The sequence below is a fragment of the Paenibacillus sp. genome (assembly GCF_035645235.1).
Lineage (GTDB): Bacteria > Bacillota > Bacilli > Paenibacillales > YIM-B00363 > Paenibacillus_AE.
In genome coordinates, this window is the sequence record NZ_DASQMZ010000016.1 from 1 (window position 1) to 14,765 (window position 14,765).

A 14,765-nucleotide genomic window follows, 5' to 3' on the forward strand; every position below is an offset into this window, starting at 1 on the left:
CCGCCTCACCCACCGCCGCTCGCCCTCGATCGCACGCGCCCCAACCCGCCCGCCGTCCGCCGCATGCCGAGATAAGCTCAACATTTGCGCTTATCCCGCCGTTATGCTCAAAATTTGCGCTTACTCCGCCTCACCCACCGCCGCTCGCCCTTGCACGTACACGCCCCAACCCGCCCGCCGTCCGCCGCATGCCACGTAATACTCAACATTTGCGCTTAACTCGGCGTTATGCTCAAAATTTGCGCTTTTCCCACGTCACCCACCGCCGCTCGCCCTCGCACGCACACGCCCCAACCCGCCCGCCGTCCGCCGCATGCCGCAATAGGCTCAACATTTGCGCTTATCCCGCCGTTATGCTCAACATTTGCGCTTATCTCGCCGTTATGCTCAACATTTGCGCTTATTCGCAATCTAACACCAAACTTTGCGCTTAGAGCGAAGGTCCGCTGCGTCACTAGAAGCTGCCCCCGCGTCTAACGCAACAGCGAAGGCGCGGCCCCCGTCCGGCCCACTACGGCGTAAGCACAAAAAAAGCCCCCACTCCCGCGAGGGGTGGGGGCTGCGAAGCTTAGCAGCTTCTTACTTGCAGTAGTGCTCGAACGCGCCGGCCAACTTCGCGCCGATCTGCTCCGCGTTGCGGTCCTCGATCTCGTGCCGCTCGATGAAGAACACGAGCTCGCCGTCCTTCATCAGCGCGATCGACGGGGACGACGGCGGGTACGGCGCGAAATATTCGCGAGCCTTCGCAGTCGCTTCCTTGTCCTGCCCCGCGAACACCGTGTACAGGTGATCCGGCTTCGGGCCGGCTTGCAGCGCTTTCGCGACCCCCGGACGGGCATTGCCGGCGGCGCAGCCGCACACCGAGTTGACGACGACGAGCGCCGTGCCCTTCATATCGTTGAACGCCTGCTCTACGTCCTCCGGCGTCCGGAGCTCCCTAATGCCAAGGCGCGTCAATTCGTCGCGCATCGGCTGGATGTAATCGTTCATGTACATCTCGAACGTAATCGACATCAGGTTCACGCTCCCTTACCTGGTATATGTTAACTTTGGCATTCGCCAAGTTTATTATACCACGTCGACGATACGTTGTCGTTACTTCTTCCCGGGCGCGTCGGACGCATCCGCGGCGTCGTCTTGCAAATTGTACGGATAGGCGACGTCCACCGTCGGATGCATGTAGATGCCGCCTTTGGGCGGGATGCCCTTTTCGAAGTAGTCGCGATTTTCCTCGGTTTGAAACCCGATGTCCTTGTACGGATGTACCCACTCGTCCCCCGCCATCACCGTCGGATCGGTATCCTTCGACCAATTCTCGAGCGGCGACTGCGGAGACTCGTAATCGTGATCGCCGATAACGACGCCGTGCTCGTTCACGAAGGCGCCGCGCGGCCCGCGGTCCCGGTGCTCCGGCGCGAATTCGATCTCGAACGGATCGAGCGACGGATCGCCGAGCGACGCGATCACCTCTTCGGGCGTATCGGGGTTCGCCGCCGCGTCGTCGGCGCGCTTCTCATGCTTCTTGCTCATCGTAGGCCCCCCTATTCCGCCGGGCGGTTCGGGCCGTTCAGTTTTTTGTCGATGCCCGGCACCTTGTCCTCGTTGCCGCGGCGCGCGTCGTTTTGCTGCTCATGCCGCTGCTGCGCCCGCGAATCGTTGTTGTTTCCGCCGTTCGCCATGATCGTTCGTCACTCCTTCCGTCGTTGTCGACCGTTAGTATTCGCCGAGTTTCGGAAGAACATGCCGCGCATGGTATACTATTCGCAATATAGCAGTAGAGGACGGATTTCGAAAATGACCCATCACGCATACGACGTCGTCGTCATCGGCGGAGGGCCCTCGGGTCTGATGGCGGCGGTATCCGCGGCGACGCACGGCGCGCGGACGCTGCTCATCGACAAGGGAGACAAGCTCGGCCGCAAGCTCGGCATCTCGGGGGGCGGCCGCTGCAACGTCACGAACGCCGGCGACCTGGACACGATCGTAAAGCATATCCCCGGCAACGGAAGATTTCTGTACAGCGCCTTCCATCACTTCAGCAACCGCGACATTATCGCGTTCTTCGAAGCGCTCGGCATTCGGCTGAAGGAGGAGGACCGCGGGCGGATGTTTCCCGTCAGCGACAAGGCGAAGACGGTCGTCGACGCGCTCGTCGGCAAGGTGCGTTCGCTCGGCGTCGACATCCGCGTCAACGCCCCGGTCGACGGCGTCGAATACGCGGAAGGCCGCGTCGCCGCCGTGCGGCTGAAGAACGGCGAACGTATCCCCGCCCGCGCGGTCGTCATCGCGACGGGCGGGAAGAGCGTGCCGCACACCGGCTCGACCGGCGACGGGTATGCGTGGGCGGAGGCGGCCGGGCACACGATCACCGAGTTGTATCCGACCGAGGTGCCGATTACGTCGAGCGAGCCGTTCATCCGCGAGAAGACGCTGCAGGGCATCTCGCTGCGCGGCATCGAGCTGACCGTCTGGGACCCGAAGGGGAAGCGAATCATTACGCACGAAGGGGACATGATTTTCACCCACTTCGGCATCTCCGGCCCGGCGGCGCTGCGCTGCAGCCAATTCGTCGTGAAGGCGCGCAAGAAATACGAGACGAAGCATGTGCTGATGAGCATCAACCTGTTCCCGGGCGAAAGCGCCGACGCGTTGTGGGAACGAATCGCCGGCATCGTGCGCGACGAAGGGAAGAAAGCGGCGAAGAACGCCTTCCGGCCGCTGCTTCAGGAGCGGATGCTGCTGTTTCTGCTCGGGCGCGCCGGCATCCCGGAGGATACGCAGGCCGACCAAATTCCGAAGGCAGCGCTCCAGACGTTCGCGGACCTGTGCAAGCGGTTCGAGCTGTGGGCGTCCGGCACGCTGTCGATCGAGGAGGCGTTCGTTACGGGCGGCGGCGTCAACCTGAAGGAGGTCGATCCGAAAACGATGCAATCGAAGCTGACCGAGGGGCTGTACTTTTGCGGCGAAATTCTGGATATCCACGGCTATACGGGCGGATATAACATTACCGCCGCGTTCGCCACAGGGTATACTGCGGGGAAGAACGCGGCGGAGGGTCGGTAACTTCCTATCCCGGATCGTTCGGGGCGTAGTAAAATTGCAGGTTCGGGTAAGTTTATTACCCTAGGTAGAGCTGTTCGCTTTCGTGTTCCTTCACCCACACCTGCATATACCCGGGCTCGCGATTGTCCCAGGCGTAATACGGAACGAACGTGCAATGGCGGCCCCGGCTGTCCGGCCCGGACAGGACGCTGATGCCATGGAACCAATCGGCGCGGTGCTCGACGACGAAGGCGGCGTCGGGGGCGAACGCCGCTTCGTCGTACTCGATCCCGGGGTGATCCGCTTGCTCCATGCAATAGACGAGCGGACCTCGCTGAAGGGCGAGCCGTCCGACATTCGCCGCGACCTCCGGGCGGGAGCGCACCCAGCGCGCCTCCATGTCGAGCGTTAATGCGATGCGATCCCCTTGCTTCCACTCCCGATCCAGCACAATATACCCTTGAGCATACGGTGCTTGCTTAGCGGACTGGCGTTCCCCGTTCACCAACACCTCGTAGCTTCGGCACCAACCGGGGATGCGAAGGATGACGGGAAACCGTTCCTGCCGTTCAGGGTGCAGCGCGATGTCGATCGAAGCGTCCCATGGGTAGTCGGTTTGCATGTCGGCGCGCACTCGATTTCCCCCGGACAACGGAATGTCCGCTTCGCAGCTCGCGTACAGGTTCACGGCGAAGCCCCCTTCCGCCGCGGCGAACATGTAGTTGCCGATCGATGGCAAAAACCTCGCCAGGTTCGTAGGACAGCAGGAGACGTCGAACCACGCCACCCGATGGTGGTCGCCTCGAGAGGCGAGCGGGTTTACGTAAAAAAATTTGTCTCCTTCGAACGAGAGGCCGGCCAGCGCGCCGTTATACATCGCCCGTTCCATCACGTCCGCATACTTGGCGTCCCGGAACAACAAATTCATGCGTTGGTTCCACATGACCATCCCGATCGAAGCGCACGTTTCGCAGTACGCCGTCTCGTTCGGCAGATCGTAATCGTGCGTGAATCCCTCGTTATCGTGCGAAGGGCCGATTCCGCCGGTAACATACATGTTTTTATGGACGACGTTATGCCACACCCGGTGCAGCGCGTCGACATACTCCTGCTCCCCGGACGCATGCACGACGTCCGCCATCGCCGTATATAAGTACATCGCGCGCACGGCGTGTCCCGTCACCCGCTCGATGTCCTTCACGGGCACGTCGTCTTGGCAATAGGCCGCCCCCCAATCGGGGCGATTCCAGCTCGTTCCTACGCCGTGACCGCGGCCCCTGCTCCTCCAGCAGCCATAGCGCGAGCTTCCAATATCGCGCTTCTCCCGTCACGCGATATAACTTCACAAGCGCCAACTCGATCTCTTCGTGCCCTTCGACCCAATGGCGCTTCCCGACCCCGAACGTATTGTCGTAATGATCGGCCAACTTGCAGGCGACGTCGAGCAGCGTTCGCTTGCCGGTCGCCTCGAAATAAGCGACCGCCGCTTCGATCAAATGTCCGCCGCAATACATTTCGTGTTTATCCATATCCGTCCACTTCAATTCCGGATGCTCGAGCGTAAAGTAGGTCAGCAGATAACCGTCCTCTTCTTGCGCTGCCGCGATCAATCCAATGATTCGATCCGCTTCCGCTTCCAACGCCGCGTCCGGCGTCGTCGTAAGCGAGTAAGCGATGCCTTCCAGCAGCTTGTAGACGTCCGAGTCGTTGAAAAAGATGCCCTCGTGTTTGCCTTCCATGAGACCTGCCGCCTTGGCGAAATTCGAGATCCGCCCCGTCTCCTCGCATTTCTCCAGGCAGGTTTTGAACGTAGCTCGATTCAAGCTCTCTAAGCGCGGTTTCCAGAACCGGTCTTTAATCGTCACTCGCGGGAAAGCCACCTGTTGCCAGACGGCTCGCCTTTCTGTCGTCGTCTCCATGCCGTATCCCCCAATGAGTTATGGAATGAATCGCTTAGCGTATTCTTTGGCATCCCCGATAATTTCCATGACGCGCTCCGGCGCGTTCGCGATCGATCCGTCCAAGAGCGTAACGGTGGGCAGGATCCCCTTGCGCAGCGGCACTCTGTAAATCCCCGTCGCGTTGATCCCGAATTCGTGGGCGCCGGTGGATCCCCGGGACGGGTCGCCCAAGCCTTTCTTCATTCGTCTCACGTCCCCTTGAGTATGAGTTGCGCGGTTGAAAGCCTTGCGCTTGAGTTCCATGATAGAGTGTCTTCCGTCCCTCTCGAAGGATACAAAACTACGAATTGGTGCAGAAATTACGAAATAAATTCTATAAGCGATGGGAAATTCCCTTTACCCGGAATTTTCGCGCGCGCGAACCGAATCCAGCAGGAATCCGCCGAACGGAGGGCGAATATACATGGTTCGTTCGAACTATTTTCGTGATGGAAGGTGTTCTGCAATGCGGTTGATTACGCGCTCGGATTTTGACGGGTTGGTATGCGCCATGCTGTTCAAGAAGCTCGGCATGGTCGACGAGATGAAGTTCGTGCATCCGAAGGATGTGCAAGACGGCCTCATCGAAGTGAACGAGAACGATATTTTAGCGAATTTGCCGTACGTGCCCGGCGTCGGCCTCTGGTTCGACCACCATTCGAGCGAAATCGCCCGCATGCAGCCGGAGACCGAATACAAGGGCGAATCTCGCGTAGCGCCGAGCGCGGCTCGCGTCGTGTACGATTACTACGGCGGTCGCGAGAAGTTCGGCCCGGAGCTCGACGACATTATGGCGGGCGTGGACAAGGCGGACGCGGCGCAGTTCAGCGCGGAGGACATTTTGAATCCGAAGGGCTGGGATTTGCTGTCGTTCATTATGGACGCGCGCACCGGCCTCGGCCGCTACCGCGACTATCGGATCAGCAACTACCAGCTCATGGAAGACCTCGTCGACCACTGCGCGACGATGACGGTCGACGAAATCATGGAGCTGCCGGACGTGAAGGAGCGCGTGGCGCGCTACTTCGAGCTCGACGCGCAATTCCGCGAGATGCTCGCGAAATACACGCGCACCGAAGGCAACGTCATCGTGACCGACCTGCGCGGCGTCGAGACGATTTACCCGGGCAACCGCTTCATGGTGTACGCGCTCTACCCGGAGCAGAACGTTTCGATTTGGATCGTCGACGGCCGCAACAAGGTCAACTGCGTATTCGCGTGCGGTCACAGCATTATTAACCGGACGTCGACGACGGACATCGGCGCGCTGATGCTGAAGCACGGCGGCGGCGGCCACAAGGCGGCGGGCACGTGCCAGGTCGACTACGCGAACGCCGATGCAGTGCTGCGCGACCTGATCGATACGATGAACGCATAACCGTTTCTATAGAAAATGGGCCGCCCCCGCGGACGATGCGGGGTACGGCCCATTTTCTTCGGCATCAATAGATGCTTTCCCGGTAGCCTTCGCGAACGGCGTCGGCCTCGTCGCCTAGGAAATCGTCGCTCTCGCCGGTCATGTACCGATCGCTGAAGTCTTCGGTCACGGCATGCGCCGGAATGACGACCTCGTCCGGGTCGAACTCGCTCCGCTTCGGTCGGTCTTCGCCGTGCTCCACGAGTTTTCCCTCGAACGCGTACGCGATTTCGAGCGCGGATTGCACGTCGTGGCGTTCGATGTGAACGGCGAGCTCCGGCGGTTCGCAGCCGGCGATCAGCTCGGTGCGGTATTCGAGCTCCTGCAGCGTGTCGAACGCCTTCGCCGCCGCCCTGGCGTTCGGGAAGCGCAATCGAATGGCTGGGTCGTTCATGGGGCTATCGCTCCTTCTGGCAGGGAATTTTTTACGGTAGTCGTCAGTATGTCCCGGAACCGCCCGTTTCACGCAATCCGATTTGACGAAAGCGCGCCGCGACCCTATGATGGTATGTAAACGGTTCATCTAGAGAGGGGGATTCTGCATGGACGAAATGGATCAACAGATCGAACGGTCGCTCCGATTGTTTCGCGTGCTGTATCGTGCGTTCCGCAGCGTCTCCGAGCATTCGACCCGTGACATTAAGGCGCATGGCCTCAATCAGACCGAATTCGCGGTGCTGGAGCTGTTATATCATAAGGGGCCGATTCCGCTGCAACAAATCGGGTCGCGCCTGCTCATCCTGAGCGGGGGCGTGACATATACGGTAGATAAGCTGGAAAACGCGGGCTACGTCAGCCGGCGCAACTGCTCCGAGGACCGCCGCGTGACGTACGCGGACGTGACCGAGGAGGGCAAACGGCTGATGGAGACGATCTTCCCGCTGCACGCGAGCGTGCTGAACCGAGCGATGTCGGGCCTTACCGAAGACGAGAAGGACCAGGCGATCGAGCTGCTCAAGAAGCTCGGCATGGAAGCCGACCGGCTGCTGTAGCCGTTCGCGACGAAGAAGCGGCAGTCCCGGGAACGTCCCGCGGCCTGCCGCTTCTTTGCTGCGCCCTATCGACGACGCTTACCCCGACGAATTCGCCGCCCCTTGCGGCGCGTCGGTCTCCCTCGGCATAACGCCCGAGCGCCGCAGCCGGTACCACGCGCCGAACGCCAGCAGCGCGGCGCCCATGCCGGCGAACGCGACCGGCAGGCCGACGATGCCGGAAATTCCCCCGAACACTAACGGATTCAGCCCCGACACCGTCCGGTTGGCCATGCTCCGAATGCTCATCCCCATGCCCTGGTTCCGGTCGTCGAGCGAGGACGACACCATGATCATCGCCATCGGCTGGTTGACGCCCGTGCACAGTCCCCAGCCGAACATGATCGCTGCGGTCGCCCAGAACGGCAGCCCCGCCGAGAGCAGCAGCATGAAGGCGCCGCCGGACAAGATGCTGGCCGCCATGATGGCCCGATACCCGAGCCGATCGAGCAGCCGGCCGACGAACGGACGAATAAGCATCGAAGCGGCTGCGGCCGCGGCGAGCGCCGCGCCGATGCTCGCGTGGGTGAAGCGCTGCTCGGCGAGGAAGAGCGGAACGAACGTCGAACGAACGTCGACGAGCACGAACAGGACGGCATTCAAACCGATCGCCGCCGCGTATGCCCGATTGTCCCGCATGAGCCGATACCCGTCCGCGTAGCTTCGCCAAAACCGAAAACTGACTTCCCTTCGCTTTCCCTTCCCTTCGCGAGGCAACCGGAGCGCCATGAGGACGCCCGCCGCGTTCAGCAGCCCAAAGACGAGGAAGACGGCGGAGTAGCCTCCCGCGTCGGACAACATTCCGCCCGCCGCGGGTCCGGCGAGCTGCGCCAGCGAGGCGACGAACGAAAACTGCGACAACAGATCGTTCTTCTTCGCCCCGCCGTCGATCGTTCGAGCCGTGACGGAGGCGGCCGCCTGCAGCGCGCTCCAGACGAGCATCGCGCCGATCCCGTTCACGATTTGCGACAGCATCACCGGCGCCAGCCACTCATGATAGTAGCCCGCCATCAGCATGGCGCCGCTGCCCGTCCCGAGCGCGGATCCGGCGAGCACCGCCCGGCGGGGGCCGATCCGATCGATCAGCCCGCCGAGCGGAATGGCCAGAAATACCGGCAGGATCGCCTGCGCGGACATGAGCAAGCCGATCGTCGCGGTTCCGTACCCCAGGTCGTGGAAGTACAGCGTCAGGATCGGTCGGATCATGCTGAAGCTAAGCCAGTAGCCGACCGCCGACAAGAAAATTGCGTAGAGACCGGTTCCGCGACCGCTCATCGTCGTTACGCTGGCTTCTGCTTCGTCCGCTGGCTCAGATGACCGAGCACCTCGTCGATATGCATGACGTCCGCGTACTTATGATGCAGATCGAACAAGCTCACCTTATGCGAGATCGGACTCCGATCGAAGCAGCACTCTTCGACCACGACGGTGTGGTAGCCGTGCGAATAGGCGTCCACCGTGCTTGCCCGTACGCAGCCGCTCGTCGATTCCCCACAGACGATCAAGCTGTCGACACCCATCATCGTCAGCTGCGCCGTTAGCGGCGTGCCGTAGAAGGCGCTGGCGCGCGTCTTATAAATGATGAGATCGGAATCATGCGGCTTGAACGCCTCGAATATGTCGTACGCGTCCTCCGAAGCGGCCCCGGAGCGGCGATTCGTCGCCTTTACCGAGCGGCCGCCGGCCTTGCGCATCCTTGTATCGCTCGTCGAATAAATAATCGGCATGCCGAGCGCCCGGGCGGCCGCGAACAGCGCCTTCGTCGGCTCGATGGCCTCCCACGCGTACACGCCGCAGGAGCTCGGGTAGTCGGCTTGCAGCTCGATCGGAAGCTTGCTTCCGCCTTGGTAAGCGATGTTATAGAGATCGATGGCGAGCAGCGCCGGCTGCCGGCCGACGAACGTCTCCCGCTCGTACGCTTGGTAAATTTTCAAAATATCCTCGCCGACGACGTCCTTCCAGCAATGATCCTCGAATGCGTATTTCATATAGGTACCCTCCACGAATTTGTTATTGTCATACAGTTTCTTACGTTTCGACGCGTTCAGGGGACGCGCCGCGTACGGCCTCCCCCCCGGAGACGGATTTGGCGCTGTACAACGCGAAGCCCGCCATCGCGGCCACCAACGCGCCGCCGCCTACGTAGAATGCAGCGCTCAGCCCGAGCCATTGACCGAGCGCGCCGAACATCGCCGGACTGACGATTTGCGAGACGCGGTTCGACAGCAGCCTCAGGCCCACGACCTTGCCGCGATCGCGGTCGAGCGCCTCGTCGACCATAATCATAATGCTGACGGGCAGGTTGATCCCGACGGCGCTGCCGATCAGGAACGTCAGCGCCGCAATGCTGACGACGTGAAGCGACGCGACGGGGATCAACAGAAGCGATGACGCCGCGATGCCGCCGGCCGCAAGCAAGATGCGCTCCAGCGACGATCGCTTCATGATCCACTCGAGCGATACCCGCGAGACAAGGCCCGCCAATCCGGAAATCGAGACGACCGCGGAGATCGTCCATGCGCCGTAGCCGAGCGAATGCAAGTACAACGGAATGAAGCTCATAAACATCGATTGAATAAACATAATGAGGAACGTAGCGATCAAGCCGAATTGCACGCCGCGGTAACGCATGAGATGCATGCCGCTTAAGTAGCTTTCAACGATGCTGCTCGGACGAAGTAACCGCCTCGCTTGCACGGCCGTCTCCCGAGCGGAGACGTTACGTTCGGCTTCCGACTCCCCGTCCGCCGAGAGCGCGCCTCCCTTCCGGGCAATCGCCCAGACCAGCAGCAGCGAGGCGAGGCTGACGACCGTCGAGGCGAGGAAGGCGGCTCGGTAGCCGGCGAGTCCGACGCCCACCGCTCCCACCAGCGCTCCGCCGAGCAGCGGACCGGCCATGCCTCCGACGGAGGTCCACATGGAGTAACGGTTAATATTGCGGTTGCGCCTTGCCTTCTCTTTCTCGCCGTCGGCGGCCAGCACCTGCAGCGACGAAGCCACCACCATGATCGCGGCGCCCAGTATGAGCTGCGAAGCGGCCAACGTGGCAAGATCGGCGCCGAAGGCCATCATGGCGAGCGAGACGGTCAGCAGCGCGACGCCCGCTATGGTCATGCGGAGCGCGCCAATCGAATCGATCAGCTGTCCGATCGGCATCGCGATAAACAGCGGCAGCAGCGCTCGAAGCGTCACCATCAGGCCGATCGTCGCGGTCGACGCCCCGAGCCCTTCCGCAATGAGCGCGAAGTACGGCTGGGCGATCGTGTTCAGGGCGAAGAAGACGCCGCCGCCGTAAATACCGATGTTCCGCCCCGCGCGATTATACATAATGGCAGGCGGCGAACCTGTCCTCGGCGACCTCCGTAAGCTCGGGAACGCGTTCCAAACAATCGGCCTTCGCCGCCGGGCAGCGGGAATGGAACGCGCAGCCCTTAGGCGGATTCGCCGGGCTCGGCAGCTCGCCGGCGATGACCGCCGTCTCCCGGGTCGCCTCAAGCGCCGGATCCGGCTCGGGCACGGCGGCCAGCAGCGCCTTCGTGTACGGATGAATCGGGCGGGCGAACACGTCCTTGGTCGGCCCTTGCTCCACGATTCGCCCCAAATACATGACGACGATACGATCGGAAATATGTCGAACGGTAGACAAGTCGTGGGAAATGAACACGAAGCTGATGCCCATCTCTTCCTTCAGGTCGCACATAAGGTTAATGACCTGCGCCCGGACGGAGACGTCCAGCGCGGAGGTCGGTTCGTCCGCCACGATGACGGACGGCTCGAGCGCGAGCGCCCGGGCGATGCCGACCCGCTGCCGCTGCCCGCCGCTCAGCTGATTCGGATAACGATCCATAAAGACCGGGTCGAGGCCGACCTTCGTGAGCAGCTCGCGCACCCGCCGTTCCCGCTCCTCCTTCGTGCCGATGCGCTGCACGTGCAGCGGCTCGGCGACGATATCCGCGATCCGCAGCTTCGGATTGAAGGAGGAGTACGGATCCTGAAACACCATCTGAATGCGGTTTTTCGCATGCCGCAGCTCATCGCCCGTCAACCGCTCCAGCCGGCTCCCTTCGATCTCGACCGTTCCTTCCGACGGCTTCTCTAGATGGAGCAGCAGCCGGGCCAGCGTGCTCTTGCCACAGCCGCTTTCGCCGACGACGCCCAGCGTTTCGCCCTGACGCAGCTTAAGGTCGACCCCTCTGACCGCTTGCACGACCCGCTTCGGCTTCCAAGGCGCCGAAGGCGCGCCGACGAACCGCTTGAAGAGTCCTTCCACGCGGAGCACCGTTCGAGGCTCGGCGTCGGGACGCGCCGCCGCGCCATGGCTTTCGCCGCCGACAGGGGCCGCGAACGAGGCTGTAGGACGCAGGCCGTCGTCCGCGTCTCCCGTGATGCCGTCGGGCCGCCAGCAGGCGGCCCGGTGCCCGGCCGCGCCGCGCTCCTCCAAGTCCGGCGACGTCTCGAAGCATCGCGCCTCCGCGACCGGGCAGCGTTCCTTGAACGCGCAGCCGACGACCGGACTGCGCATATCCGGCGGAAAGCCCTTGATTTGAGCGAGCCTCCGCGCCTGCGAGCCGCCGACCCCCGGGATGGTCCGCAATAAACTTTGCGTGTACGGATGCTTCGGGTTCGCGAAAATATTGTCTACTCGGCCGATTTCGACGATATTCCCGGCGTACATGACCGCCACGCGCTGCGCGAAGCGAGCGACGAGTCCCAAATCGTGGGTGATGAAAAGCATCGCGGTTCCCGTCGATTCGGATAAGCCTTTGAGCAGCTCGACGATCTGCGCTTGAATGGTGACGTCCAGCGCGGTCGTCGGCTCGTCTGCGACGATGAGCCGCGGCTTGCAGGAGAGCGCCATCGCGATCAATACGCGCTGCCTCATCCCGCCGCTCAGCTCGAACGGGTAATTGCGCAGCCTGCCTTCCGGATCCGGGATGCCGACTTGCTCGAGCAGCTCGACGGCACGCCTGCGCGCCTGTTTCTCCGTCAATCCGAGATGCTTCCTCATGGCCGGAAGCATCTGATCCTCGATGCGCATGACCGGGTCGAGCGACGTCATGGGGTCTTGGAAGACGGTACCGATGCGTCCTCCGCGGATTTTGTTCATCTCCCGCTCGCTTCGGGTCAGCAGTTCCTCCTCGCCGAGCATGACGCTGCCGCCCGCGATCGTGCCGGGATAGGAAATCAGCCGGACGATCGACATCGCCATGGCGCTCTTCCCCGATCCGCTCTCGCCGACGATCGCCATCCGCTCTCCGGGCTGCAAGTCGAATGATACGCCGTTCACCGCGCGGACGACGGCGCCTTCCGTTACGAATTCCGTTCGCAAATCGCGGACGCGAAGCAAAGCTTGTGTCTCCACGGGACAGCGCTCCTTCCGAGCTCGCGCGCCGACGGCGCGCGTCTTCGTGTTATGTCTGACTGTAAGATACGGCTGCGCTACGTTCGCGCTTTCGGGTCGAGCACCTGGCGAATGCCATCGGAGAGCATATGAAGCCCGATAGCGATCATCAGAATAACCAACCCCGGGAGCGTAGAGATCCACCACCCCTGCTGCAAATACATCTGACCTTCGCGGATAATGTTACCCAGCGACGGCGCCGGCGGCGTAATGCCGAGCCCCAGAAAACTTAAGCTCGCTTCCGTTAAAATCGCGTTCGCCGCCGTAATGCTGCCCGCTACGAGCATCGGCGCGATCGTATTCGGCAGCACGTGCTTCATCATCATCCACCGATTCGACGCCGATACCGTCCTCGCCGCGTCGAGGAACGGACGGGATTTCAGACTTAGCACCATGGACCGCTGCAATCGAATCATGCGGGGCAGGTCGGCCACCGTAATCGCGAGCACGACGGGAATCGTTCCGGCCCCCATAATCGCTACAAGCCCGATGGCTAGCAAGAGCGACGGGAAGGCAAGAAAGATGTCGACGACGCTCATGACGACGCTGTCCGCCCGTCCGCCGTAATATCCCGAGAGCGTGCCCAGCGCCATGCCGATCGACACCGTGAGCAGCGCGACGGAGAAGCCGACGATCAGCGACACTTGAATGCCCTCCACCGTTCTGCTGAACACGTCGCGGCCAAGCTTGTCGGTGCCGAACAGATTCGCCGGCGACGGCGCGGCCAAGCTCTCCTTCACATTCGTCTGCAGCGGCGGGGTCAGCGGCAGCAGCGGCGCGAGCGCGGTTATGAGCAGCACCGGTACGAGCAGCGCCAACGCCCATTTCACAGATCGATTGCGAATCAGTTTGCGCAATCCCGGATATTCCCGCCTGCGGCCGGAGAACGACCTCCAGAACCGAATAGCTCCGGCAGCACTTTGCTCCATCGTTTCACGTCCCCTTTCCAGCGGCGATCGCCGTTAAAATTGTACCCGCGGGTCGAATTTCTTGTAGACGAGATCCGTCAGCAGATTTACTGCGATGAAGATAAAGGCGTATACGAGAATGACCACCTGTACGAGCGGATAATCCCTGCTGTTGATTCCGTTCACGAGCAGAGTGCCGGCGCCCGGCAGAGCGAAGATGAATTCGGTAATGACGGTGCCGTTCAGCAGGTTGCCGAAGCTAAGTCCGACGACGGTGATGATCGGAAGCAGCGCGTTGCGAAGCCCGTGGCGGAAGACGACGAGCATCTCCGAAGCGCCGAGCGCCCGCGAGGCGCGGATATAGTCCTCGTTCAACACCTCCAAAACGGAGGTTCTTGCGATGCGAGCCAATGTCGCGACTTGCCCGATCGCCAGTATGACGATCGGCAGCGCCAGCCGCTTCAGCAGCAGACCCATATCGTCGAACTGAATCGGCCCCGTCGCCGGAAGCCACTTTAAGGTCAAGGAGAACAGCAGCATGAGCAGCAGCGCCATCCAAAAGGAAGGCATTAAGTCGAGCACCATCGCCACCCAGGTCAAGGCGTTATCGAGCCAGCGCTTGCCCTTGTTCGCCATATACGCGGCCAGCGTGCCGAGCGGGATGGCGATCAAGACGGCCAGCGCGATCGTACAGACGGCGATCGTAATCGTAATCGGAAGGGCGCTAAGGAGCAGCTTCGAGACGGGCAAGTTCGTCGTGATCGTCTGACCGAAATCGAAGCGCAGCAAATTGCCCATGAAGTCCAAATATTGCGCCCAAAGCGGCTCGTTCAGCCCGAGCTGCTCCCGCATCCGTTCCAGCGCGGCGCCCGACAAATTTTCGCCGGCCATGACCGAGGCGGCATCGCCCGGAATGAGACGCATGGCGAAAAACACGAGCGTCACGACGCCGAAGAGCGTCACCAGCATTTGCAGCAGCTTCTTGCCCGCGTAAATGAGCACCGGCGGCACCTCCCTTAATGGAAC

General features: G+C 61.8%; 16 protein-coding genes. 3 read left to right on the plus strand and 13 right to left on the minus strand.

Annotation, left to right across the window (positions count from 1 at the left end; all coding sequences use genetic code 11):
- Positions 1 to 579: 579 nt before the first annotated feature.
- The 3 genes from VEZ38_RS01335 to VEZ38_RS01345 all read right to left on the minus strand — a co-directional run bounded on the left by VEZ38_RS01335 (position 580) and on the right by VEZ38_RS01345 (position 1,679).
- Positions 580 to 1,014 (minus strand): BrxA/BrxB family bacilliredoxin, encoded by a 435-nt coding sequence (locus VEZ38_RS01335; RefSeq protein WP_324891179.1) that lies wholly within the window; start codon positions 1,012 to 1,014, stop codon positions 580 to 582.
- An 81-nt stretch (positions 1,015 to 1,095) separates the two neighbouring features.
- Positions 1,096 to 1,530 (minus strand): DUF3905 domain-containing protein, encoded by a 435-nt coding sequence (locus VEZ38_RS01340; protein WP_324891181.1) that lies wholly within the window; start codon positions 1,528 to 1,530, stop codon positions 1,096 to 1,098.
- Positions 1,531 to 1,541: 11 nt separating this feature from the next.
- The gene (locus VEZ38_RS01345) at positions 1,542 to 1,679 is read right to left on the minus strand and encodes a hypothetical protein (protein WP_324891183.1); all 138 of its coding nucleotides are present in this window, start codon (positions 1,677 to 1,679) and stop codon (positions 1,542 to 1,544) included.
- A gap of 115 nt (positions 1,680 to 1,794) precedes the next feature.
- On the opposite strand from VEZ38_RS01345, the gene VEZ38_RS01350 reads away from it, so the two are divergent.
- Positions 1,795 to 3,063, plus strand: a complete 1,269-nt coding sequence (locus VEZ38_RS01350; RefSeq protein WP_324891184.1) for an NAD(P)/FAD-dependent oxidoreductase — start codon at positions 1,795 to 1,797, stop codon at positions 3,061 to 3,063.
- A gap of 55 nt (positions 3,064 to 3,118) precedes the next feature.
- Here the strand turns inward: VEZ38_RS01350 and VEZ38_RS01355 are convergent, their stop codons facing one another.
- The 3 genes from VEZ38_RS01355 to VEZ38_RS01365 are packed head-to-tail and all read right to left on the minus strand — an operon-like array spanning position 3,119 to position 5,186.
- Complete coding sequence (locus VEZ38_RS01355) at positions 3,119 to 4,234, minus strand: glycoside hydrolase family 127 protein (RefSeq protein ID WP_324891254.1); 1,116 nt, start codon at positions 4,232 to 4,234, stop codon at positions 3,119 to 3,121.
- Positions 4,116 to 4,961 carry a beta-L-arabinofuranosidase domain-containing protein gene (locus VEZ38_RS01360; protein ID WP_324891186.1) on the minus strand — a complete coding sequence of 282 codons (846 nt, stop codon included), beginning with the start codon at positions 4,959 to 4,961 and terminating at the stop codon, positions 4,116 to 4,118. Before VEZ38_RS01360 ends, VEZ38_RS01355 begins: the two co-directional genes overlap by 119 nt.
- A gap of 18 nt (positions 4,962 to 4,979) precedes the next feature.
- Positions 4,980 to 5,186, minus strand: a complete 207-nt coding sequence (locus VEZ38_RS01365) for a hypothetical protein (protein WP_324891188.1) — start codon at positions 5,184 to 5,186, stop codon at positions 4,980 to 4,982.
- A gap of 262 nt (positions 5,187 to 5,448) precedes the next feature.
- On the opposite strand from VEZ38_RS01365, the gene VEZ38_RS01370 reads away from it, so the two are divergent.
- Positions 5,449 to 6,360, plus strand: coding sequence for an exopolyphosphatase (locus VEZ38_RS01370; protein ID WP_324891190.1), 912 nt, complete (start codon positions 5,449 to 5,451; stop codon positions 6,358 to 6,360).
- Positions 6,361 to 6,424: 64 nt separating this feature from the next.
- On the opposite strand, the gene VEZ38_RS01375 is transcribed toward VEZ38_RS01370, so the two are convergent.
- Positions 6,425 to 6,793: a DNA/RNA helicase gene (locus VEZ38_RS01375; RefSeq protein WP_324891192.1), complete on the minus strand. Its 369-nt coding sequence runs from the start codon at positions 6,791 to 6,793 to the stop codon at positions 6,425 to 6,427.
- A 148-nt stretch (positions 6,794 to 6,941) separates the two neighbouring features.
- Here VEZ38_RS01375 and VEZ38_RS01380 point away from each other — a divergent pair, with 148 nt between their 5' ends.
- Positions 6,942 to 7,391: a MarR family transcriptional regulator gene (locus VEZ38_RS01380; protein ID WP_324891194.1), complete on the plus strand. Its 450-nt coding sequence runs from the start codon at positions 6,942 to 6,944 to the stop codon at positions 7,389 to 7,391.
- A 78-nt stretch (positions 7,392 to 7,469) separates the two neighbouring features.
- Here VEZ38_RS01380 and VEZ38_RS01385 read toward each other — a convergent pair whose 3' ends face one another.
- The 6 genes from VEZ38_RS01385 to VEZ38_RS01410 all read right to left on the minus strand — a co-directional run bounded on the left by VEZ38_RS01385 (position 7,470) and on the right by VEZ38_RS01410 (position 14,741).
- Positions 7,470 to 8,705: an MFS transporter gene (locus VEZ38_RS01385; protein WP_324891196.1), complete on the minus strand. Its 1,236-nt coding sequence runs from the start codon at positions 8,703 to 8,705 to the stop codon at positions 7,470 to 7,472.
- A gap of 5 nt (positions 8,706 to 8,710) precedes the next feature.
- Positions 8,711 to 9,418 carry an isochorismatase family protein gene (locus VEZ38_RS01390; RefSeq protein WP_324891198.1) on the minus strand — a complete coding sequence of 236 codons (708 nt, stop codon included), beginning with the start codon at positions 9,416 to 9,418 and terminating at the stop codon, positions 8,711 to 8,713.
- A gap of 40 nt (positions 9,419 to 9,458) precedes the next feature.
- Positions 9,459 to 10,757, minus strand: a complete 1,299-nt coding sequence (locus VEZ38_RS01395; protein ID WP_324891200.1) for an MFS transporter — start codon at positions 10,755 to 10,757, stop codon at positions 9,459 to 9,461.
- The gene (locus VEZ38_RS01400; protein ID WP_324891203.1) at positions 10,750 to 12,792 is read right to left on the minus strand and encodes an ABC transporter ATP-binding protein; all 2,043 of its coding nucleotides are present in this window, start codon (positions 12,790 to 12,792) and stop codon (positions 10,750 to 10,752) included. Before VEZ38_RS01400 ends, VEZ38_RS01395 begins: the two co-directional genes overlap by 8 nt.
- A gap of 77 nt (positions 12,793 to 12,869) precedes the next feature.
- Positions 12,870 to 13,688 (minus strand): ABC transporter permease, encoded by an 819-nt coding sequence (locus VEZ38_RS01405; RefSeq protein ID WP_324891205.1) that lies wholly within the window; start codon positions 13,686 to 13,688, stop codon positions 12,870 to 12,872.
- Between the two features lie 105 nt (positions 13,689 to 13,793).
- Positions 13,794 to 14,741 carry an ABC transporter permease gene (locus VEZ38_RS01410; protein ID WP_324891207.1) on the minus strand — a complete coding sequence of 316 codons (948 nt, stop codon included), beginning with the start codon at positions 14,739 to 14,741 and terminating at the stop codon, positions 13,794 to 13,796.
- Positions 14,742 to 14,765: the final 24 nt, after the last annotated feature.